This window comes from Sorangium sp. So ce1504 (genome assembly GCF_051521635.1).
Classification (GTDB): domain Bacteria; phylum Myxococcota_A; class Polyangia; order Polyangiales; family Polyangiaceae; genus Sorangium; species Sorangium cellulosum_B.
In genome coordinates this window covers 1,687,071-1,704,771 of the sequence record NZ_CP150365.1, presented here as the reverse complement: position 1 = coordinate 1,704,771, position 17,701 = coordinate 1,687,071, and the positions used below count along the sequence as shown (strand labels likewise).

Here is a 17,701-nt window from a genome sequence, read left to right as displayed (position 1 = left end):
CGCACGTTCCCGCGCGTTCCCGCGCGTTCCCGCGCGCTCCGCGCCTACCCCCGCCTCACCCGACCCCGGCCCTCCGGTCGTCGAACCATTGCCACGCGTTCGCGAACCCCACGCGCTGGGATGATTTCTTGTAGCAGAGGAAGTAGAGCCTTCCGCCCTGAACACCGCACTCCGTACGGTCTTTCCAGCAGGTGAGGAGATCCGGGTCCACGGCCGGATTGCTCGAAAACACCGTCCCTTCGTCGAGCTCCTGTGTCCCGGCGGCGTCCAGGCAGGCCGCCGGGCCGGGGGTCACCGGAAGGCCCACCGCGCTCGATTCCACGCCCGTGTTGAAGAGCGCCTCGGCCACCCGGCGCACGGCGGCTGCGCGGTCTGGACCGCAGAGAGAGAGGATATCGAGGCTCGCGCGATCGACCTGGACGAGAATGAAGTTGCGCCCCTCGATGACGGTGAGCCCGAGCCCGCCCGCGGCGTACTCGTGGCGGAGCAGGTCGGGCGTATCGTCCGTGGCGGCATGGAACGCGTGGCGCGCCTTCACGGCCTCGCCGTGCGGGTTGAGCTCGTCCCGGAAGATGGAGTCGCACCAGTAGAACGACTCCGCGCGCGCCTGGGCCGGCACGTCGTCGAACCGCTCGACGGGCGTGAAGCCATCCGGCGAGACGCGCGCCACGGCCGCGAGCCACCCCGCGATCTTCGTGTCGACGTCTTGCTTCTGAAATGCGTGCGCGCTCATCCCCAGCCTCCGTTTCTGTAGGTCGCCACGATCTGCTCGACGCGGAACCCTTCGTCCGGCGCCGAGCTGAACCAGATGAGCCCCCAGAAGACGCCCAGGATCGGCTCCACGGAATCGAACACGCCGGCGCCGCCCGCGTAATACCTGGTCACGCCGCCGTGGGAGAACTCGAGGCACGCCTCGTACCGGTTGAGCCCCGGGCTGACCGTCCCGTCGGGGAGGCGCGTATGGGACGCCGGATAGGTCCTCCCCACCTCCACCGGCCCGTCGACGAGCGCGGCGCGCCACACGCGGCCGCCCTCGACCTTCGTGACGTCGAGCCCCGCCCACGGATTCTGCTCGACATCGGCCGACAGCGTCTTGCGCCCGCCGCCCACGTTGGGGTCGCCCCAGACCACGATCATGCGCGTCCGCCCCGGGATCCCGAGCTGGCGCAGCATGCCGCGGAGGAGGCGGACGATCGCCTGGCACTCCCCGCTCTCCTCCACGTGATCGGTCATCGGCCAGGCGCCGCCCTCGCCGTTCATGTACGTCGGGTGATGGTACCGCCGGGGCACCCTGGGGCTCGGCAGGAGCGTGTACGTCGGGAACCTGGCCATGACCCCCTCCACGATCTCGTGGGGATCGACTGTATCCATCGGCGCGATCCAGGAAACCGCCCTGTCCATCCGCTTCAAGGTCACCCCATCTTCCTGCCAGACATCCTGTCTGTCGGTCTGGGGCCTGCCCATCGTGACATAGACGACGTTCGAGGTCCGGGCGGGCGACACCGCAGCTCCCGCGCCTGCAGACCAGCTCAGGGCGAGGTTGAACTTCTGGATCTTCCTCCCGAGCTGCCGCGAGGAGAAGAGATCGAGCGGCGCGGCGACGGCCCCGTTACCGCGGCTCTCGAGGACGATGCCCCCCGGCCCCACGGCGCGGATCTCGGCCGCCGCCGCGCTGTAGGCGTCGCGCTGCGAGAGCTCGAGCCGGACGACGATGTGCCGGCCCATCGAGATCGAGAGGGGGACGGCGCCCCCCCGCGTCCACTCCGGCCGTGGGCACAGGGCCCCTTCGTTCCTCCAGCCGCTCTCCTCCTTGCAGTCCTTCAGGAGACCGTGATCGGACCTGAACTCGATGGAATGCAGCGCGATGGACCGCGCCGCATCGGGCTCCGGGCTCTCCATGGTCGGATCCGCCATATCGACCTTCCTCGCTCGCGGCGCTCATGCACTCGACGCTTGCCGAGCCGCACGCCGGGTCACGACGATCGTAGTGCGCGAGCCGGCCGGGCCAAGTCGGGAGTCCACGCAGGGGGCGACGGCGCTCTGCCGGACGCGCCGCCACCCGCGCGCCCGCCCTGCCATCCGCCGCCGCGCCCCGCCCGGAGGCAGCGCGCTCGGCCGAGCCGGCGCGGCCCGCGCGCTCTCCCGGAAGGCCGGCCACGGCGCGAGCCGGGTTCCTGCGGCAGCGCGCCCGAGCTAGATTGCGCGCATGTCCAACAGCCTGTTCGTCGTACATGTGCATGTACGTGTCAGACCCGAGCTCGTCGACGCCTTCCGGAGCGCGACGATCGAGAACGCACGCGAGAGCGTCAAGGAGCCGGGGATCGCCCGGTTCGACGTCGTCCAGGACACCGAGGATCCCGCGCGGTTCGTGCTCGTCGAGGTCTACAGGACCAAGGAAGCGCCGGCCGCACACAAGGAAACGGCGCACTACCAGCGGTGGCGGGACACCGTCGCGGAGATGATGGCCGAGCCGCGGACCAGCCGGAAATACGTCAATGTCTTCCCTGACGACGCGGGGTATTGACATGGCGCCTCCCATCCATGAACCCGCCTTCGAGTTCGCCACCGCGACGCGCATCGCCTTCGGCGCAGGCAAGGTCGCCGAGGTGCCCGCGGCCGTGCGGGGCCTCGGCGGGACGCGGGCGCTCGTCGTCACCGGGCAGGATCCCGGCCGCGCCGCGCCGCTCCTCGCCGCGCTCGCGGCGGCGGGCGTCGCCGCGGTGCGCTTCGCCGTCGCGGGCGAGCCCACGGTGGACGTCGCCCGCGAGGGGACGTCGCGGGCCGCGGCCGAGCGGTGCGACGTCGTGGTGGCGCTCGGCGGCGGCAGCGCGATCGACGCCGGCAAGGCGATCGCCGCGCTCGTCGCGAACGGCGGCGACCCGCTCGATTACCTGGAGGTCATCGGCAAGGGGAGAGCGCTCTCCAGGCCGTCCGTGCCGTTCGTGGCGATCCCCACGACCGCGGGCACCGGCGCGGAGGTGACGCGCAACGCGGTGCTCGCGTCGCGGGAGGCCGGCGTGAAGGCGAGCCTGCGCAGCCCGCACATGCTGCCGCGCCTCGCGGTGGTCGATCCCGACCTGCTCGCGGGCGCCCCGCCCGGGGTGCTCGCGTCGAGCGGGCTCGACGCGCTCTCGCAGCTCATCGAGCCGTTCCTGTCGAGCCGCAGCAACCCGCTCACGGACGGCCTCGCGCGCGAGGGCATCCGCCGCTCGGTGCGCTCGCTGCGCCGCGCGGTCCTGGAGGGCGCCGACGCGCCGGCCCGGGACGACCTCGCGATCGCCAGCCTGCTCGGCGGCCTCTGCCTCGCGAACGCCGGCCTCGGGGCGGTCCACGGCTTCGCTGGGCCCGCGGGGGGCATGTTCGACGCGCCGCACGGCGCGGTGTGCGCCGCGCTCTTACCCGCCGTCCTGGAGGTCAACCTGCGGGCGCTGCGCGCGCGCGACCCGGCTCACCGCGCGCTGCCGCGCTTCGACGAGCTGGCCGCGCTCGTCACGGGGCGCGCCGGAGCCAGCGCCGAGGAAGGGATCGCCTGGGTCCGCGAGCTCTGCCGTGATCTCGCGATCCCGGGGCTCCGGCGCTACGGCATGGATGAGGCGGACCTCCCGGCGCTGGTCGCGAAGGCCAGGGCGGCGAGCAGCATGAAGGCGAACCCGCTGCCGCTCACCGACGAGGAGCTGTTCGACATCGCGGCGGCGTCCTTGTGATCGCGGCGCTGGTGGTATCATCAGGGGGTGGCAAGCCCGTACCGCACGAGACCGCCCACTCCGCCGCGGGTCCGGTCGATCGACCAGCGGCGGCGGATCAGCGTGGCGAGCCTCGTGTTCGGCATGCTCTGCGGCGTGACGGGGATCTCGCTCGCCGACGAGGGTCGGGCAGAGTGCGCGCTGCTGTTCACGGGCGTCTGCGGCTTCGTCTTGCTCCTCCAGCGCTAGGGTGCACGCTAGCCTTGACCCCACCCCCGACGACCGGAGCTCGATGAAGAACGATCCCGCCCCGAATCCCACCCTCGACGCCATGCTCGCCGCCCAGCGCATCGCGTTTGCGCCCGTCATGTTCCAGGTGGCGCGGGTGATGCGAAACCGCGGCGTCCTCAAAGCGCTCCAGCGCGCTGGCAAGGGCGGCAGGACACCGGCGGAGGTGGCCCAGGACACCGGCCTCTCCGCCTATGCCGCCAAGACCTTGCTGGAGGCGAGCCTGAGCTTCGGCCTGGTGGAGCGCGCAGGCGTCGCAGGCGGCGCAAACGCCCACGCAGAGCCGCGAGAGCGTGGCGAGCGCTACACGATCACGCGGGTCGGGCTCATCGTCGAGAATGACAGGATGACCCGCATCAACATGGATTTCATCCATGACGTCTGTTACGAGGGCATGCGCTTTCTCGACGAGGCCATCGAGGGCGGCAAGCCGGCTGGCCTGAAGGTCTTTGGCGAGTGGCCGACGGTCTATGAGGCGCTCCCGGCGCTCCCGCCGAAGGTGAGGGAGAGCTGGTTTGCGTTCGATCACCTCTACTCCGACTCCGCGTTCCCCGAGGCGCTGCCCGTCGTGTTCGAGCGGAGGCCGAGGACGCTCCTCGACATCGGCGGCAACACGGGGCGGTGGGCGATCCAGTGCTGCACGCACGACCCCGACGTGCGCGTCACGCTGCTCGACCTGCCGGGCCAGCTGGAGGACGCGCGCGTCAACGTCGAGCAGCACGGCTTGCTCGGCCGGATCGTGGGCACCCCCATCGACTTCCTGGATCACGGCCAGGCGTTCCCGACGGGCTTCGACGCCATCTGGATGAGCCAGTTCCTCGTGTGCTTCTCCGAGGCGGACATCCTCCAGATCCTCCGGCGGGCCGCGTCGGCCATGGGGGACGAGACGGTGCTCTGGATCCTCGACACGTTCTGGGATCGGCAGACGAACGAGGTGGCGGTCCACTGTCTTCACGGCTCTTCCCTGTATTTCACGTGCCTCGCGAACGGGAACAGCCGCATGTACAGCGCCGCCGATATCCGGCGTTGCGTCGACGAGGCAGGCCTCGTCGTCGAGGCGGAGATCGACCACCTCGGCCTCGCCCACACGCTGCTCCGGTGCCGCCGGCGCGACGCGCCCGCGGGCAAGCGCGCGTGAGCGTCCAGGTGAAGCAACGCGCGTGGCAGCCTGGACGATCCCGGCCCCGGAGCGAGCGGCGACACCACGGATGAGGCGGCTCGGGGCGGCGCGCCCCGTCCGCCGCCGACGCGGCGTGGCCTGCGTTGCGCCGCGGCGATGACCGGGCGGGGCGCGCTCGAACGGCTTTCGCTCGTGGCCCTCGCGTAGCATAGTGGGGCGACGCCGCCACGGCGCCGCGCTGCGCCATGGGCCCACAAGGAGAAACCGTCGTGTCCCACCCCCCGCTCACCCAGCTCTCCGACGAGGAGCGCCTCTTCCGCGACTCGGTGCTTGATTTCGCCCGGAAGCGCGTCGCGCCGCGCGCGGCGGCGATGGACGAAGAGGGCGCGCTCGACCACGATCTGCTCCCTCCGCTGTTCGAGCTCGGCCTCATGGGGATCGAGATCCCGGAGGCGTACGGGGGCTCTGGAGCGGGCTTCTTCAGCGCGATCCTCGCGATCGAGGCGCTCGCCGTGGTCGACCCGAGCGTGAGCGTGCTCGTCGACGTGCAGAACACCCTGGTGGCCAATGCGTTCCTCCGCTGGGGCACCGAGGCGCAGAAGGAGAGGTATCTCCCGCGGCTCTCCCGCGACTGGATCGGCTCGTATGCGCTGAGCGAGGCGGGCTCCGGCTCGGACGCGTTCGCGCTCGCGGCCCGCGCCGAGCGCCGGGGCGACCGCTGGATCCTGAACGGCCGCAAGCTCTGGATCACGAACGCGAACGAGAGCTCGGTGTTCCTGGTGTTCGCCAACGTCGATCCGACGAAGGGCTACAAGGGCATCACGGCCTTCGTGGTCGAGCGTTCCTTCCCCGGCTTCTCGGTGGGCAAGAAGGAGAACAAGCTCGGGATCCGCGCCTCCAGCACGTGTGAGCTCGTCCTCGAGGACTGCGAGGTGCCGGAGGGCAACGTGATCGGCGAGGTCGGCAAGGGCTACAAGATCGCCATCGAGACGCTGAACGAGGGCCGTATCGGCATCGGCGCGCAGATGCTCGGCCTGGCCGCGGGGGCGTTCGACCACGCGATGCGCTACATGGGCGAGCGGAAGCAGTTCGGGCAGTCGATCGCGAGCTTCCAGGGCGTGCAGTTCCAGTATGCGCGCGTCGCCATGGAGATCGAGGCCGCGCGCCTCCTCGTCTACAACGCCGCGCGGCTCAAGGACGCGGGCCAGCCGTTCGTGAAGGAGGCGGCGATGGCCAAGCTGTTCGCGTCCGAGGTGGCCGAGCGGACGGCGTCGCTCTGCATCGAGTTCATGGGCGGCGTCGGCTTCACCAAGGACTACCCTGTCGAGAAGCTCTACCGCGACGCGAAGATCGGGAAGATCTACGAGGGGACGTCGAACATGCAGCTCTCGACGATCGCGAAGCTGCTCCAGGCGGGATACGACGCGAAGGGCTGAGCGGGGGTGTTCGCCCCCGTCCCAACACCGGAGTTGCCCTCAGCGTCTCCGCTTCCATGACTCGGGTCTTCGGCGCGTGTGAAAGCACGCGACGAAGACGACGACGTCATCCATCAGACGAAAGAACAGCCCATAGGGGAAGCGCCGGACGAGCGCTCGCCGTGTTTGGCGGTGCAGAACAGCGTAGGCCGTCGGCGCCTCGACGACCGCCTGCATCGCCGCGCGGACCTCCACGAGGAACTCCTCTCCTAGCCCGTCGCGCTCTCGCTCGTACCAGGCATATGCCCGCGCGATGTCCGCCGCAGCAGCGGGCCGAACGAGGTACGGCCTCACCGTGACCGAGCGCGTGCCTGGGCGACGACCTCATCCCAGGTGAGCCCGACCGGCCCCTCGGCCTCGAGCTCATCGAGGCGCCGATCGAGCTCGACCCGCTGGGCGTCGCTGAGAGGCAGCGCGTCAGGGTCTCGCCCGAGGCTCGCCCACAACTCGTCGAGGAGGTCGAGCTGCTCGTCGCGGCTCAGTCGGGTAATGTCCAGCGCAGCCCTGCCCATACGCCCGAAAGTATCGCACGGGGGGCCCGCCCGAACAATCCGCCGACGGCTTCCCGCGTCACGGCAGCTGCCGCTTGAGATCCGCGAGCGAGCGGCGCGTCGACACCTGCTGCGGCAAGATCACGTCCCGCACCAGGGCGTGCGACTCGGTGTCGAGCTCCTCGATGTCGTTCCGGTAGTCCTTCAGGCCGTGCTCCTCCCCCTCGGCCAGCGCCGAGAGCGCCGTCTTGTGGCCAAGCGCCAGCGCGGTCCCCTCGACGGCCTTGGCGAACGCGCCCCATGGCCCGGAGCTCGCCGGGGGGTCGCCTCCGAGCTCCTCGATCCGCCGGCGCAGCACCTTCACCCGCGCCTCGTGCGACGCGAGGTTCAGCCGGAGGTGGTGAGCAACCCAGCCCTGGCGCGCCGCGGCGATGGCTTGACGGTAGGTCTCGACCGCGGACATCTCGCCGCGGCAGAACGATTTGAGCTGTTCGATCGAGTCATCGTCGATGAGTCCGTCCAGGCCCACGCTCTCGTCTGCGAATGCGACCGGTTCCATGGGTACTCTCCTGAGATGTCTGGTGAACGCCCGATTCCTCTCCTCCTTACCTCCCAAGGTGGGCCACCACGCCATACGTCCACGCAGGAGCCGCGATCGCCAGGGATCGTCGCCGCTGCGGGAAGGCGCGCGCCCCCTGTTGCCTCAGGGGTACATGTTCGCCTCGTACTGCATCAGTCTCGGCTGAACCCTTTCATTCCCTTCAAGTCCCGTTCCAATGTCCGGGACTTCGCGGTCATGAAGCGAGCTCATCGATCCAGCGGCTCCCTCGAGCGGCGACGCGGAGCGGTGAGCGCCGGCGGCTCACAGCGCGGCGAACACACGGGCTCCCTTGCCCGTCCCACAGAAATCGCCGTTGCCCGCGTCTCGCAGGATCGCGCGCAGCGCCGCGGCGTCCTTCTCGTCGCGCGCGAGGGCGCCGAGGAGCATCGCGCCTTCCTTGAGGCGCCTCTCGATCTCCGGCGCGCTCTGCTCGGGGATCCCGGCGTCGACGAGCACGCTGCTCAGGCTGGCCGTCTCGCTCGCCGAGCTCGCGTCCGCGAGCCTCACCGCGATGGGGCCGGCCACCGCGAGCCGCAGCCCCGGGACCACGAGCCCCGCGCTCGCCGCGGCGAGGACGGAGGTCAGCGCGCTCCCGTGCGAGGCCGCACCGTATGCGCGTGAGCGCAAGATGTGCTGGCGGCGCGTCGCTTCGCTCACGATGGCGCAGACGTCCCGTCGCGTGTGCCCGCTGTCCAGGATGCGCCGGACGACGTCTTCGGCCTCCCCACGTGCTCGCACCATCCCGGTGATCAACCTCTGGCTCGCCATGCAGACCTCCTTGGCTGAGGGTTCGCGCCGCGCGCGCTGGTTTCCAAGGAGCTACGCACAACACGAACCGTACCGCGCGCGTATCCGGCGCGAGATCGCGGGCCGCTCGCGACCCCAGCAACAGCCCCCGTCGCGTCCGCGGCACGATGCCACAGCGGGGCGATCACGCTGTGACGCAACGACACGGCAGACTCGTCGGGAACAGCGGGGCGAGGCGCATCCCCGCGCGGCCGCTGCGGCGCTCGCCGCGGCGCGGCTCAGGCCGCGGCGCGTCGTTCCCTGGGGGGATGCTTCGCGCTCTTGCCGGCTCGCCGCGCGTTCACCGCGCGCGCCGAGCGCACGCTCTCGCGGAGGCGGGTGACGAGCGGCACCGCCTCTCGCTCGCCGAAGCCGCGGACGATCCGGAGCATCTTCGCCTCTTCGGGCCGGAGCGCCGCGAGCGCCCCGTCCGCGACGGCCTCCTCCACGTCGATCAGGGACTGCAGGGCGCCCTCCGTGTAAGCGCGGATCACGGCGGGGTGGACATAACAACGCTGACAGACCGCCCGTGTGTTGCCCAGGCGGGCAGACACCCTGTCGATCACCTGCGCCACGCGCTTCTTCACCTGGCGGACCGAGCTCGCGATCGCCATCTCGCAGAAGAACGACGCGCACAGCACGGTGCCGGTCCAGGTGCGGAAGTCCTTCGCCGTGAAGTCGTGGCCCGCGACCGAGCGCAGGTACTCGTTCACGTCGTCCGAATGGATCCTTTGCCGCCGGCCCTCGCCGTCGATGTACTGGAACAGCTCGTGGCCGGGCACGTCCTGACAGCGCTTCACGATGCGGGCGAGCCGCCGATCCCGCACCGTCATCGCGTGCTCCTTGCCGCCCTTGCCCCTGAAGTGGAACCTGATGAGGCTCCCCTCTATCTCGACGTGCTCGTCGTGAAGCGTGGTGAGTCCATACGAGTCGTTGTCGCGCGCGTACTCGTCGTTCCCTATGCGGATCGACGTCTCGTCGAGCAGGCGCACCACGGCCGCCAGCACCTTCTCGCGCGGCAGGCCAGGCAGCGCGAGATCCCGCTCGGTCGCCGCGCGGATCGCCGGGAGCGCCGCGCCGAACGCGAGCATGCGGTCGTACTTCGTCTCGTCGCGGACCTCGCGCCAGCGCGGGTGATACCGGTACTGCTTTCGGCCGCGCGCGTCCCGCCCTGTCGCCTGGATGTGCCCGCGCTCGCTCCGGCAGATCCACACCTCGGTCCACGCGGGCGGGATCGCGAGGCGGCGGATCCGCGCGAGCGTCGCCTCGTCCTTGACGGGGCGGCCGTCGGCGTCGACGTAACGAAAGCCCTTGCCCGCCCCTCGCCTGGAGATCCCCGGCTCACCGTCGTTCACGTACCGGAGCCCGGCCGACTCGGCGGACTCGACCGGTGACGGGGTGAGCTGCCCTGTCCCCGCGAGCTCGCCGTTCGCGCGGGCGAGCTCGACCGTCTCGACGGACTTGATCGACACGCTGACGCGGCGCCGGCGGAGGACGACGCCACTCGCGGCGGAGCGGCGCGGAGCGCTCCGCGGGCGGCGCCTTTCATGGGTGGTCGTGGCGCTTCCGCTCTTCATGGCGCGGACCGCTCAGAGCGCCTCCTGCGCGACCGCGCTCGGAGCGCGCCGCCGCGCGCGATCGCGGTGCGCGTCATCGATGCACCGCCTCACCTCGGCGTCGATCGCCGCGATCGCCATCCGGTTGAACATGCGCAGCGGCAGCGGCATGTCGATCGCGAAGTCGACGGCCCTGGGCCGGAGCTCGAGCCGCCCGGAGAGCGTGAAGCCCTTGAAGGAGAGGCCGACATCCGCGCGCCGCTCGTCGCTCCAGAAAATGCAGGGAGCGTACTCCGCGTATCGATCACAATACTTCGCCATCGCCCGCAGGACGGCGCTCTTCGCTTCTTCGTCGTTCAGGTCGTGATGGACAGTGTGGTTCATGATGACCTCGGGTGATGGCTGGAAGCCGGAAGATCGACTCCAGCGGACCTCCAGCTGCGTCGACGCGACAGGCTCGCCAGCGCCGGCGTTCGCGGGGTTAGCAAGCCGGGTGCCTGTCGGGTCCGACGGGGGCCGAGCGCTCGCGGCAGGGCCATTTCCGGGCGCGTCCGCGCGAGAGCGGGCCCCCCCGCGGTCCGCGCATGTCGACCTTCGCCACGAGCGGGGCAGATCGCCACGGCCAGGCTTGAGCCTGCCCCCTCGCGCCGCGGCTCAGCTCGCGGCATGGCCCGTGCGATCGGATGGGCTCATGCACGCGCTCCTGCACGAAGCTGCCGCGCTGAAGTCCCCACATGCGCTCAGCGGGCGGCTAGGGCCACGGGCCAGGAGGGCGCTGAAAACGCTGTTGATCCTGCCTCTCGCGCTCTGGCTCGGCTACGTCGTCGTCGTGAACGTCATGCTGAGCACGGGGCTCATCGCGAGGCTCGTCAGCTACAACCCCGTCGACGCCTCGCTCTATTACGGGTCGGCGTGGAGCCTCTGGCCGGGCGTCGTTCACGTGAAAGAGCTCCGGCTCAGCGGCTCCGACAGCGTGCTTCAGTGGGCGGTGGAGCTCGACGAAGCGGACGTCGATATCCACCTGACCGATCTCCTCCGGAAGAAGTTCTATGCGGAGGACATCCGCGCCAGGGGCTTCGTGTTCCGGCTGCGGATGCTCGTGGATCCGACGAGCGAGCGCGATCTGGAGGCGCCGCACATCGAGGCGCTGCCGCCCATCCCGGAGTTCGCGAACCCTCCGCTCAAGCCGGAGCTGCCGCCGAAGCACGATCTCGAGAACTCGGACGAGGGCTACAACCTGTGGACGGTGCACCTGGAAGGCATCGACACGACGCTCAAGGAGGTCTGGATCCAGCAAGTCCGGTATGCCGGCGGCGGTCGCGTGCGGGGAGGGTTCTATTACAAGCCGCTCCGCGCCGCTCGCGTCGGGCCCGTCGCGCTGGAGCTCCGGTCCGGCGAGGTCCACGTCGCCGATCGCGTCGTCGCGCGGCTCGACGCCGACGCCGACGTGACGATGAGCACGTTCGATCCGCGGGACGTCGACGGGCTCGACGTCCTCGAAACCGCCTGGGCGCGCGTCCGCCTCGACGCGCAGCTGCCGGGGCTCGATTTCATCCCCCTTCCCGCGGGCGAGGGCGCCGGACCCCGGCTCGAGGATGGGAGCGGAGAGCTCCGGACGAACCTCGTCGTGAACCGGGGGAGCGTCGAGCCGGGCAGCACCGCGTCCTACGAGACGAGCCACCTCGTGGCCTCCACCGCGTCGCTCCGCGCGACCGCCGAGGCGCGCGCGGCGCTCCGCGTCGACGAGCGCGGAGCGGCGCGCCTCGCCGTGACGCTGCCCCGCGCGACGCTCGAGCGCCCGGGAAGCGGGCTGCCGCCCATCGTCGTGGAGAGGGCGAGCGCCACCTTCGACGCGCCGGAGCTCCATCTCCTGCGGCTCCAGCCGGGGTTCGCGTCGAAGGTGGATGTCGTCGCCGCGGCGATCCCGGACCTGCGCTGGCTGAACGTCGAGGGCGCCGCGCCGGACGCGCCGCGGTTCACCGGCGGCGCAGCCTTCATGCGGAGCAGCCTGGAGGTCGACCCGCTGGGCCGGGGGACGGGCTCGCTGAACCTGCTGCTGAAACACGGCGCCCTGCAGTGGAAGAAGACGAGGGTGAAGGGCGACGTGGCGGCGCGCATGACGCTCGACGCGGCGGACGTCTTGAATCAGGCAGCCAAGCTGCGGAAGGGCCGCATCGACATCGAGGACCTCGCGATCGAGCACGAGGGCGAGGCGATCCCTGGCTGGTGGGCGCACATCGACATCGAGGACGCCGAGGTGAGGCGGGGGCTCATGGAGGCGGCGATCCGGGTGGAATGCAAGGACGCGCGGCCGGCCGTGATGCTGCTCGACGCCGAGGATGCCATTCCCGGCTGGGCCGCGGGGCTCCTCACGATGGAGGGGCTCAAGGCATCCGCGAAGGTGAGGCGCGCGGACGCCGGCGTCGATTTCAGGCTGCTGGAGGCGAAGGGGGGCGATCTCGCGATCCGCGGGCGGCTCACGAAGTCCGACGGGCAGACCCCCAGGGGAGCGTTCCTCGTGAAGAGTGGGCTGCTCTCCGTGGGCCTCGCGCTCGATCGGGACGGGGCCGGCGTGCACCCCCTCGCCGGCGACGACTGGGTAAACGAGAGGATGATTGCGCTGGGCAGGTGATCTCGCAAGGCTCGACGCTGGCTTCCGCACCGGGTTAATCTTTGCTTTGCTCAGCCCACCAGAACGCAGTGGTCGGTGTCTCGAGAGGCGGGGGCACGACAGAAGGACGCGTGAACTGAGCAGGAGGAACTTGGTATGTGCCAGAAGCTCTGTGGAAACGACTCGAACCATGACGGAGAGCCAGGCGAGGCGGGCTCGTCTCGTCGCCGGTTTCTCGCGGTGGGAGCTTCAGCGCTCGGTGCTGCGGCGGCCTTCTCGACTCCCGCGGCGGCGATGGGGAGGGCGGAGCACGATGATGACATGCCGCACGGGACCGGCGCCTCGCACCGGCGTTACATCCTGAGAGGCGGCGCCGTGCTCAGCATGGATCCAAACGTGGGGGACTTCGCCCGGGGCGACGTGCTCGTGCAGGGCAAGAAGATCATCGCGGTCGGGCCGCACCTGCACGCGCCAGGCGCGGAGATCATCGACGCGACGGGCACGATCGTGATGCCGGGGTTCGTCGACACCCATCATCACCAGTACCAGACCGCGCTGCGGAGCTTCCTCTCGGACGGCCTCCTGGCCAACGACGGGCTGCCGCACGGCGAGAAGAACTACCTCGACTACATCCACTTCACCATCACGCCGGTCTTCCGGCCGCGGGACGCTTTCCTCGCCCTACTCGCCTCCTCGCTCAGCCAGCTGGATGCCGGGGTGACGACGGTCGTCGACACGTCCCAGGTGGGCCACACGCCGGAGCACACCGATGCCGTCATCCATGGGCTGCAGGAATCGGGCCGCCGAGCGCTCTTCGTGTACTCGCCGGGTGCGGGCCCCGGCAACATCTTCCCGAACGATCTCGATCGGATCCAGAGCCAGTACTTCTCCTCGACCGACCAGCTCCTGACCCTGGCCATGGGCGGGGAGGTGTTCGACCCCGCGTGGCGCGATACCTGGGCGCTCGGGCGCCAGCACGGCCTGCCCATCGTGACGCACCTCGTCGGCAGCATCGGCCAGGGGACGCTCATCGAGCAGATCGAGAGCGAGGGTCTGATGGGGCCTGATCTCGAGTTCATCCACGCCAGCGCCATCTCGGAGGCCTCCTGGCAGGCGATCGCCGATTCGGGCGCGAACGTCTCGATCGCGGCCCCGATCGAGATGACCATGCGGCACGGCATGCCGCCTATCCAGGCCGCGCTCGATCATGGCGTCCAGCCCGCGCTCAGCACCGACGTCGAGTGCACCATGACCGCGGACTTCTTCACCCAGATGCGGACCGTCTTCACGCTTCAGCGGGCGCTCATCAACGAACGCGCGCTGGCCGGAGAGACGGATCTGCCCGAGCTCCTCACGTGCCGCGATGTCATTCGCCTGGCCACGGTCGAGGGGGCCCGGGTGGCCGGGCTCTCCCACAAGGTCGGCACGCTGACTCCGGGCAAGGAGGCCGACATCATCCTGCTGCGAGCGGATGCCATCAATGTGGCGCCGCTCAACAACGTACCGGGGGCCGTGGTGACGTTGATGGACCGCAGCAACGTGGACACGGTCATCGTCGCGGGGAGCATCCGCAAATGGCGAGGCAAGCTCGTCGGCGTGAACTTTGGCCGGCTCCGCGCCGGCCTCGAGGCGTCCAGGGACTACCTCCTCGACGCTGCGGGCGTCGAGCGCGTGCTCTTCTGAGGCTGTAACTGCCGCGTTCGGGGGAGGGAGAGTTCAACGCAAAGGAGCAAAGACGCAAAGGCGCAAGAGAGAGAGAGAAAGAATTTTCATGCATTTTTGCGTCTTTGCGCCTTTGCGTTGAACTCTCCCTTCGGACTCCTGGCGGCCGAAACTAGCCGCGAGCCTTCTCACGAACGGCGATCTGACGGATCGCCTCCTCGATCGCCCCCGCGACGCCGCGGATCCGCGGAACGCGCCGCAGATCCCGGTGGACCACGAGGTACACGCTCACCGTCGGGAGCGGCGTCGCGCAGGCGAGCCGCCGCAGCCCGGGCACGTCACGCGCGAGCGCGTCCGCGAAGATGCAGATGCCCTGGGACTCGCTCGCGGCCGTGAGCATCGCGTCGTCCGAGCTCGAACGGAACGGGAACCGACGCGCGCCGCGGGCGACGAGCCACCGCTCCTGCTCGGACTCCCGCCCCGGCCCGTCGTAGCCGACGAAGTCGTGCCGCGGGAAGTCCGCCTCGCGCAGGTGGCCGTCGCGCAGGTGTCGCTCCACATACTCGTTCGAGGCCCAGAGGCCGTACGAGAACGTGCCGAGGCGCTTCTCGACGAGCGCCTTCGACGACGAGCGCACCGTCCGGACGCCGAGGTCGGCCTCACGCTTCGCCACGTCCGCGAGGCGCGCCTCCGAGGCGAGCTCGATCAGCGTCTCGGGGTGGATACGCCGCCACGCGGAGAGGACCTTCGCCATCGGGCGCGCGAAGCTCTCCTTGATCGAGACGCGCACCACGCCCTCGAGCGACTCGGCGCCGCGCGCGTCCCTCCCTTCGACGCGGAGCTCCCTCTCCATGCCCTCGGCGAGCGCGACGAGCGCGCGCGCCGCCGGATCGATCGAGGTCCCGGCGGTCGTCCGGTGCACGAGCTTCCGGCCGAGCGCGAGCTCGAGCGCGTCGATGCGCCGCCCGACCGTCGAGGTGGAGAGCCCGAGCGCCTTGCCCGCGCCGAGGAAGCTGCGACGTCGATCGACCTCGAGGAGCACGCGCAGGTCGTCCCAGGAGAAGGCGTCGTTTTTCATCCGTGGAACTCCGATGCCCGAAGATGTCCGTTCTCGCGAATCCACCCAGAGCTTACACATGGAGGCATGACGCGACACCCCTTCGAGAACCGGAACGCCCTGGTCACTGGAGCCTCCACCGGCATCGGCGCCGAATTCGCCCGCCAGCTCGCCGCGCAGCGATGCCACCTGATCCTCGTCGCCCGCTCGCGCGACAAGCTCGAGGCGCTCGCCGCCGAGCTGCGCGCCGCGCACGGCGTCCGCGTCGAGGTGATCGCCGACGATCTCACGAGCGCGGGGGCGATCGGGCGCGTGCACGCCGAGGTCGCGCGCCGCGGCGTGTCCGTCAATCTGCTCATCAACAACGCCGGATTCGCGACCCACGGCCGCTTCGAGGAGACGCCGATCGAAAGGCAGCTCGAGGAGATCGCGCTCAACGTGAGCGCGCTCGTCGCGATGACCCACGCGTTCCTGCCCGATCTCGTGAGGACGCGCGGCGCGGTCCTCAACGTCGCGTCCACGGCGGCGTTCTACCCGATCGCCTCGATGGCGGTGTACGGGGCGACCAAGGCCTTCGTGCTCTCGTTCAGCGAGGCGCTCTGGGCCGAGCTCGGCGAGCGGGGCGTGAAGGTGGTCGCGCTCTGCCCCGGCGCGACCGAGACGCCGTTCTTCGAGATCGCCGGGGAAGCCGCGGCCGTGGGCGCCAAGGCGAAGGCGAGCGACGTCGTGCGGCTCGGCCTGAGCGCCCTCTCGACGGGGCGAACCCACGCCATCCACGGCCTCGGCAACTACATCCTCTCGAACCTCGCGCGCTTCGTGCCGCGCGCCATGGCGGCTCGCCTGACGGCGGAGGTCATGCGGAAGAACCAGGTGCGCGCCCTGCCCGCCAGGACGGCGGGCGCACGTCCCTGAGCTGCGCTCGGCCGCGCGCCGCGCCCCCCCCGGCAGCGCGTCACTGCGATACGGGCGCCTTGAGCGCGAGCTCGCGCCGCAGCAGGATCTGCTGGAGCCCGAGCTGGCCGAGCGTGGTGCCGACCGATACGAGCCAGATGGTGTGCATACGGAAGCCGGGGCGCGCACTCAGGACGAGCACGGGGAGGATGAACGCGAGCGCGCGCGCCCCCGAGGCGGCGAGCGAAGGCCAGGTGTTGCCGAGGCCTTGAAAGACGCCGGCGCAGACGAACACGATGCCGCTCGCGAAGTAACCCCAGGAGGTCACCTGGAGGTAGTCGACGCCGGCCGCGATGACGTCCGGCGCGGGCGAGAAGAGCGCGACGAGCTGCGCGGGGAAGACCTGGCAGACCAGGGTGAAGAAGAGCATGAACCCGAGCACGAGCTTCACGCTCTCGAGCGCGGTCTCGCGGACGCGAGCGTAGGCGCGGGAGCCGTAGTTCTGGCCGACGACCGCCGCAGCGGAGAAGCTGATCGCCACGGCAGGCATGAAGCCGGCCTGCATCAGCCGCAGCCCGATGCCGAACCCGGCCTGCGCCTCCGAGCCGAAGGGGCGCGTGACCACGTAGATCACGCCCATGGTGACGGCCAGCAACAAGAACTCCGCGCCCGAGGGCAAGCCGATGGCCACCAGCTTTCTCCATGTGGCGAGGTCTGGCTGCCAGTCGGCGAGGCGGAGGCGAAGGAAGGTCTTGCCGCGCAGCAGATAGACGGCGAGCCCCACGACGGCGGCCGCGGTCGCGAGGAGCGTGGCGAGGCCCGCGCCGAATACGCCGAGCGGGCGCCCCGATACCCACCCGAAGACGAGGAAGGGCGCGAGGACCATGTTGAGCAGCACGCTCGCGGTCTGGGCCACGAGGCCCGGCTTCATGTCGCCGATGCCGCGCAGGGCCGAGCCGAGCCCCACCATCGTGAACTGCAGCGCGAGCGCCGGAATGAACGCGAGCAGAAAGCTGCTCGCGAGCTCGGCGGTCATGGCGTCTCCCGAGAGCCGCTCGGCGTACGTGCGGTGAAGCGCGAGGCCGAGCACGAGAAAGAGGGCGCCCGCCCACGTGGCGAGGCTCTGCACCTGGTTGAACAGGCGCTGCACCTCGCCGTGCTCCTTTCTCCCGGCCGCCTGCGAGACGAGCGCCACGCAGCCGACCGAGAGCATCTGCGTCGCGGCCAGGGAGACGAACATCAGGTTGCTGGAGACCGCCACGGCGGCGACGGCCTCCTTCCCGAGGCGACCCACCCAGTAGATGTCGATCAGGCCATAGAGGGTCTGGATCGCCATGCCGGCCAGGATGAACAGCATGACGCGCACGACGTGCGCGCGCGGCTTGCCCTGCGTCATGTCGTGCACGCCGCGCGGCGCGGACGGCGCTTCGACTTCGATGTTGGTGTCCATATATTTTTACCGGGTAGTATCTGACCGTCT

18 protein-coding genes are annotated in these 17,701 nt (G+C 70.3%); 8 read left to right on the top strand and 10 right to left on the bottom strand.

The annotated features are described in order from the left end of the window. Window positions 1–55: 55 nt before the first annotated feature. Together WMF39_RS06480 and WMF39_RS06475 are read right to left on the bottom strand one after the other, a co-directional pair. Window positions 56–733 carry a hypothetical protein gene (locus WMF39_RS06480; RefSeq protein WP_437744669.1) on the bottom strand — a complete coding sequence of 226 codons (678 nt, stop codon included), beginning with the start codon at window positions 731–733 and terminating at the stop codon, window positions 56–58. Beyond that, window positions 730–1,914 (bottom strand): hypothetical protein, encoded by a 1,185-nt coding sequence (locus tag WMF39_RS06475; RefSeq protein ID WP_437744668.1) that lies wholly within the window; start codon window positions 1,912–1,914, stop codon window positions 730–732. Before WMF39_RS06475 ends, WMF39_RS06480 begins: the two co-directional genes overlap by 4 nt. A gap of 292 nt (window positions 1,915–2,206) precedes the next feature. Between WMF39_RS06475 and WMF39_RS06470 the strand changes: the two genes are divergently transcribed. The 5 genes from WMF39_RS06470 to WMF39_RS06450 all read left to right on the top strand — a co-directional run bounded on the left by WMF39_RS06470 (window position 2,207) and on the right by WMF39_RS06450 (window position 6,527). Beyond that, the gene (locus WMF39_RS06470) at window positions 2,207–2,524 is read left to right on the top strand and encodes a putative quinol monooxygenase (RefSeq protein ID WP_437298262.1); all 318 of its coding nucleotides are present in this window, start codon (window positions 2,207–2,209) and stop codon (window positions 2,522–2,524) included. Window position 2,525: 1 nt separating this feature from the next. Beyond that, the gene (locus WMF39_RS06465) at window positions 2,526–3,704 is read left to right on the top strand and encodes an iron-containing alcohol dehydrogenase (protein WP_437744667.1); all 1,179 of its coding nucleotides are present in this window, start codon (window positions 2,526–2,528) and stop codon (window positions 3,702–3,704) included. A 27-nt stretch (window positions 3,705–3,731) separates the two neighbouring features. Beyond that, window positions 3,732–3,932: a hypothetical protein gene (locus WMF39_RS06460; RefSeq protein ID WP_437298260.1), complete on the top strand. Its 201-nt coding sequence runs from the start codon at window positions 3,732–3,734 to the stop codon at window positions 3,930–3,932. 43 nt (window positions 3,933–3,975) lie between these two features. Beyond that, window positions 3,976–5,109: a class I SAM-dependent methyltransferase gene (locus WMF39_RS06455; protein WP_437744666.1), complete on the top strand. Its 1,134-nt coding sequence runs from the start codon at window positions 3,976–3,978 to the stop codon at window positions 5,107–5,109. Between the two features lie 251 nt (window positions 5,110–5,360). Continuing rightward, window positions 5,361–6,527: an acyl-CoA dehydrogenase gene (locus WMF39_RS06450; RefSeq protein ID WP_437744665.1), complete on the top strand. Its 1,167-nt coding sequence runs from the start codon at window positions 5,361–5,363 to the stop codon at window positions 6,525–6,527. 39 nt (window positions 6,528–6,566) lie between these two features. Here the strand turns inward: WMF39_RS06450 and WMF39_RS06445 are convergent, their stop codons facing one another. The 6 genes from WMF39_RS06445 to WMF39_RS06420 all read right to left on the bottom strand — a co-directional run bounded on the left by WMF39_RS06445 (window position 6,567) and on the right by WMF39_RS06420 (window position 10,384). Then, window positions 6,567–6,860: a type II toxin-antitoxin system RelE/ParE family toxin gene (locus WMF39_RS06445; protein ID WP_437327957.1), complete on the bottom strand. Its 294-nt coding sequence runs from the start codon at window positions 6,858–6,860 to the stop codon at window positions 6,567–6,569. Beyond that, the gene (locus WMF39_RS06440; RefSeq protein WP_012233798.1) at window positions 6,857–7,078 is read right to left on the bottom strand and encodes an addiction module protein; all 222 of its coding nucleotides are present in this window, start codon (window positions 7,076–7,078) and stop codon (window positions 6,857–6,859) included. Before WMF39_RS06440 ends, WMF39_RS06445 begins: the two co-directional genes overlap by 4 nt. Window positions 7,079–7,136: 58 nt before the next feature. Next, the gene (locus tag WMF39_RS06435) at window positions 7,137–7,616 is read right to left on the bottom strand and encodes a DUF2383 domain-containing protein (protein ID WP_012233797.1); all 480 of its coding nucleotides are present in this window, start codon (window positions 7,614–7,616) and stop codon (window positions 7,137–7,139) included. Window positions 7,617–7,919: 303 nt separating this feature from the next. After that, window positions 7,920–8,426 carry a hypothetical protein gene (locus WMF39_RS06430; RefSeq protein ID WP_437744664.1) on the bottom strand — a complete coding sequence of 169 codons (507 nt, stop codon included), beginning with the start codon at window positions 8,424–8,426 and terminating at the stop codon, window positions 7,920–7,922. Window positions 8,427–8,683: 257 nt separating this feature from the next. Beyond that, window positions 8,684–10,021: a DNA topoisomerase IB gene (locus WMF39_RS06425; RefSeq protein ID WP_437744663.1), complete on the bottom strand. Its 1,338-nt coding sequence runs from the start codon at window positions 10,019–10,021 to the stop codon at window positions 8,684–8,686. 12 nt (window positions 10,022–10,033) lie between these two features. Continuing rightward, window positions 10,034–10,384 (bottom strand): polyhydroxyalkanoic acid system family protein, encoded by a 351-nt coding sequence (locus WMF39_RS06420; protein ID WP_437744662.1) that lies wholly within the window; start codon window positions 10,382–10,384, stop codon window positions 10,034–10,036. Window positions 10,385–10,787: 403 nt separating this feature from the next. Here WMF39_RS06420 and WMF39_RS06415 point away from each other — a divergent pair, with 403 nt between their 5' ends. Both WMF39_RS06415 and WMF39_RS06410 read left to right on the top strand, forming a co-directional pair. Beyond that, window positions 10,788–12,632 (top strand): hypothetical protein, encoded by a 1,845-nt coding sequence (locus WMF39_RS06415; RefSeq protein WP_437744661.1) that lies wholly within the window; start codon window positions 10,788–10,790, stop codon window positions 12,630–12,632. 135 nt (window positions 12,633–12,767) lie between these two features. Beyond that, window positions 12,768–14,294, top strand: a complete 1,527-nt coding sequence (locus WMF39_RS06410; RefSeq protein ID WP_437744660.1) for an amidohydrolase family protein — start codon at window positions 12,768–12,770, stop codon at window positions 14,292–14,294. Window positions 14,295–14,445: 151 nt separating this feature from the next. Here WMF39_RS06410 and WMF39_RS06405 read toward each other — a convergent pair whose 3' ends face one another. Further along, a complete protein-coding gene (locus WMF39_RS06405) occupies window positions 14,446–15,351 on the bottom strand; it encodes a LysR family transcriptional regulator (protein ID WP_437744659.1) in 906 nt (301 codons plus the stop codon). 66 nt (window positions 15,352–15,417) lie between these two features. Between WMF39_RS06405 and WMF39_RS06400 the strand changes: the two genes are divergently transcribed. Beyond that, on the top strand, window positions 15,418–16,242 hold the full coding sequence (locus WMF39_RS06400; RefSeq protein WP_437744658.1) for an SDR family NAD(P)-dependent oxidoreductase: 825 nt from the start codon (window positions 15,418–15,420) through the stop codon (window positions 16,240–16,242). A 40-nt stretch (window positions 16,243–16,282) separates the two neighbouring features. Here WMF39_RS06400 and WMF39_RS06395 read toward each other — a convergent pair whose 3' ends face one another. Beyond that, window positions 16,283–17,671 carry an MATE family efflux transporter gene (locus tag WMF39_RS06395; protein WP_437744657.1) on the bottom strand — a complete coding sequence of 463 codons (1,389 nt, stop codon included), beginning with the start codon at window positions 17,669–17,671 and terminating at the stop codon, window positions 16,283–16,285. Between the last annotated feature and the right edge of the window lie 30 nt (window positions 17,672–17,701).

Excerpts from the sequence above, each read along its gene's own strand:
- WMF39_RS06480 (WP_437744669.1), bottom strand. The coding sequence starts at position 733 with ATGAGCGCGCACGCATTTCAGAAGCAAGACGTCGACACGAAGATCGCG.
- WMF39_RS06475 (WP_437744668.1), bottom strand. The coding sequence starts at position 1,914 with ATGGCGGATCCGACCATGGAGAGCCCGGAGCCCGATGCGGCGCGGTCC.
- WMF39_RS06470 (WP_437298262.1), top strand. The coding sequence starts at position 2,207 with ATGTCCAACAGCCTGTTCGTCGTACATGTGCATGTACGTGTCAGACCC.
- WMF39_RS06465 (WP_437744667.1), top strand. The coding sequence starts at position 2,526 with ATGGCGCCTCCCATCCATGAACCCGCCTTCGAGTTCGCCACCGCGACG.
- WMF39_RS06455 (WP_437744666.1), top strand. The coding sequence starts at position 3,976 with ATGAAGAACGATCCCGCCCCGAATCCCACCCTCGACGCCATGCTCGCC.
- WMF39_RS06440 (WP_012233798.1), bottom strand. The coding sequence starts at position 7,078 with ATGGGCAGGGCTGCGCTGGACATTACCCGACTGAGCCGCGACGAGCAG.
- WMF39_RS06435 (WP_012233797.1), bottom strand. The coding sequence starts at position 7,616 with ATGGAACCGGTCGCATTCGCAGACGAGAGCGTGGGCCTGGACGGACTC.
- WMF39_RS06430 (WP_437744664.1), bottom strand. The coding sequence starts at position 8,426 with ATGGCGAGCCAGAGGTTGATCACCGGGATGGTGCGAGCACGTGGGGAG.
- WMF39_RS06425 (WP_437744663.1), bottom strand. The coding sequence starts at position 10,021 with ATGAAGAGCGGAAGCGCCACGACCACCCATGAAAGGCGCCGCCCGCGG.
- WMF39_RS06420 (WP_437744662.1), bottom strand. The coding sequence starts at position 10,384 with ATGAACCACACTGTCCATCACGACCTGAACGACGAAGAAGCGAAGAGC.
- WMF39_RS06410 (WP_437744660.1), top strand. The coding sequence starts at position 12,768 with ATGTGCCAGAAGCTCTGTGGAAACGACTCGAACCATGACGGAGAGCCA.
- WMF39_RS06405 (WP_437744659.1), bottom strand. The coding sequence starts at position 15,351 with ATGAAAAACGACGCCTTCTCCTGGGACGACCTGCGCGTGCTCCTCGAG.
- WMF39_RS06400 (WP_437744658.1), top strand. The coding sequence starts at position 15,418 with ATGACGCGACACCCCTTCGAGAACCGGAACGCCCTGGTCACTGGAGCC.
- WMF39_RS06395 (WP_437744657.1), bottom strand. The coding sequence starts at position 17,671 with ATGGACACCAACATCGAAGTCGAAGCGCCGTCCGCGCCGCGCGGCGTG.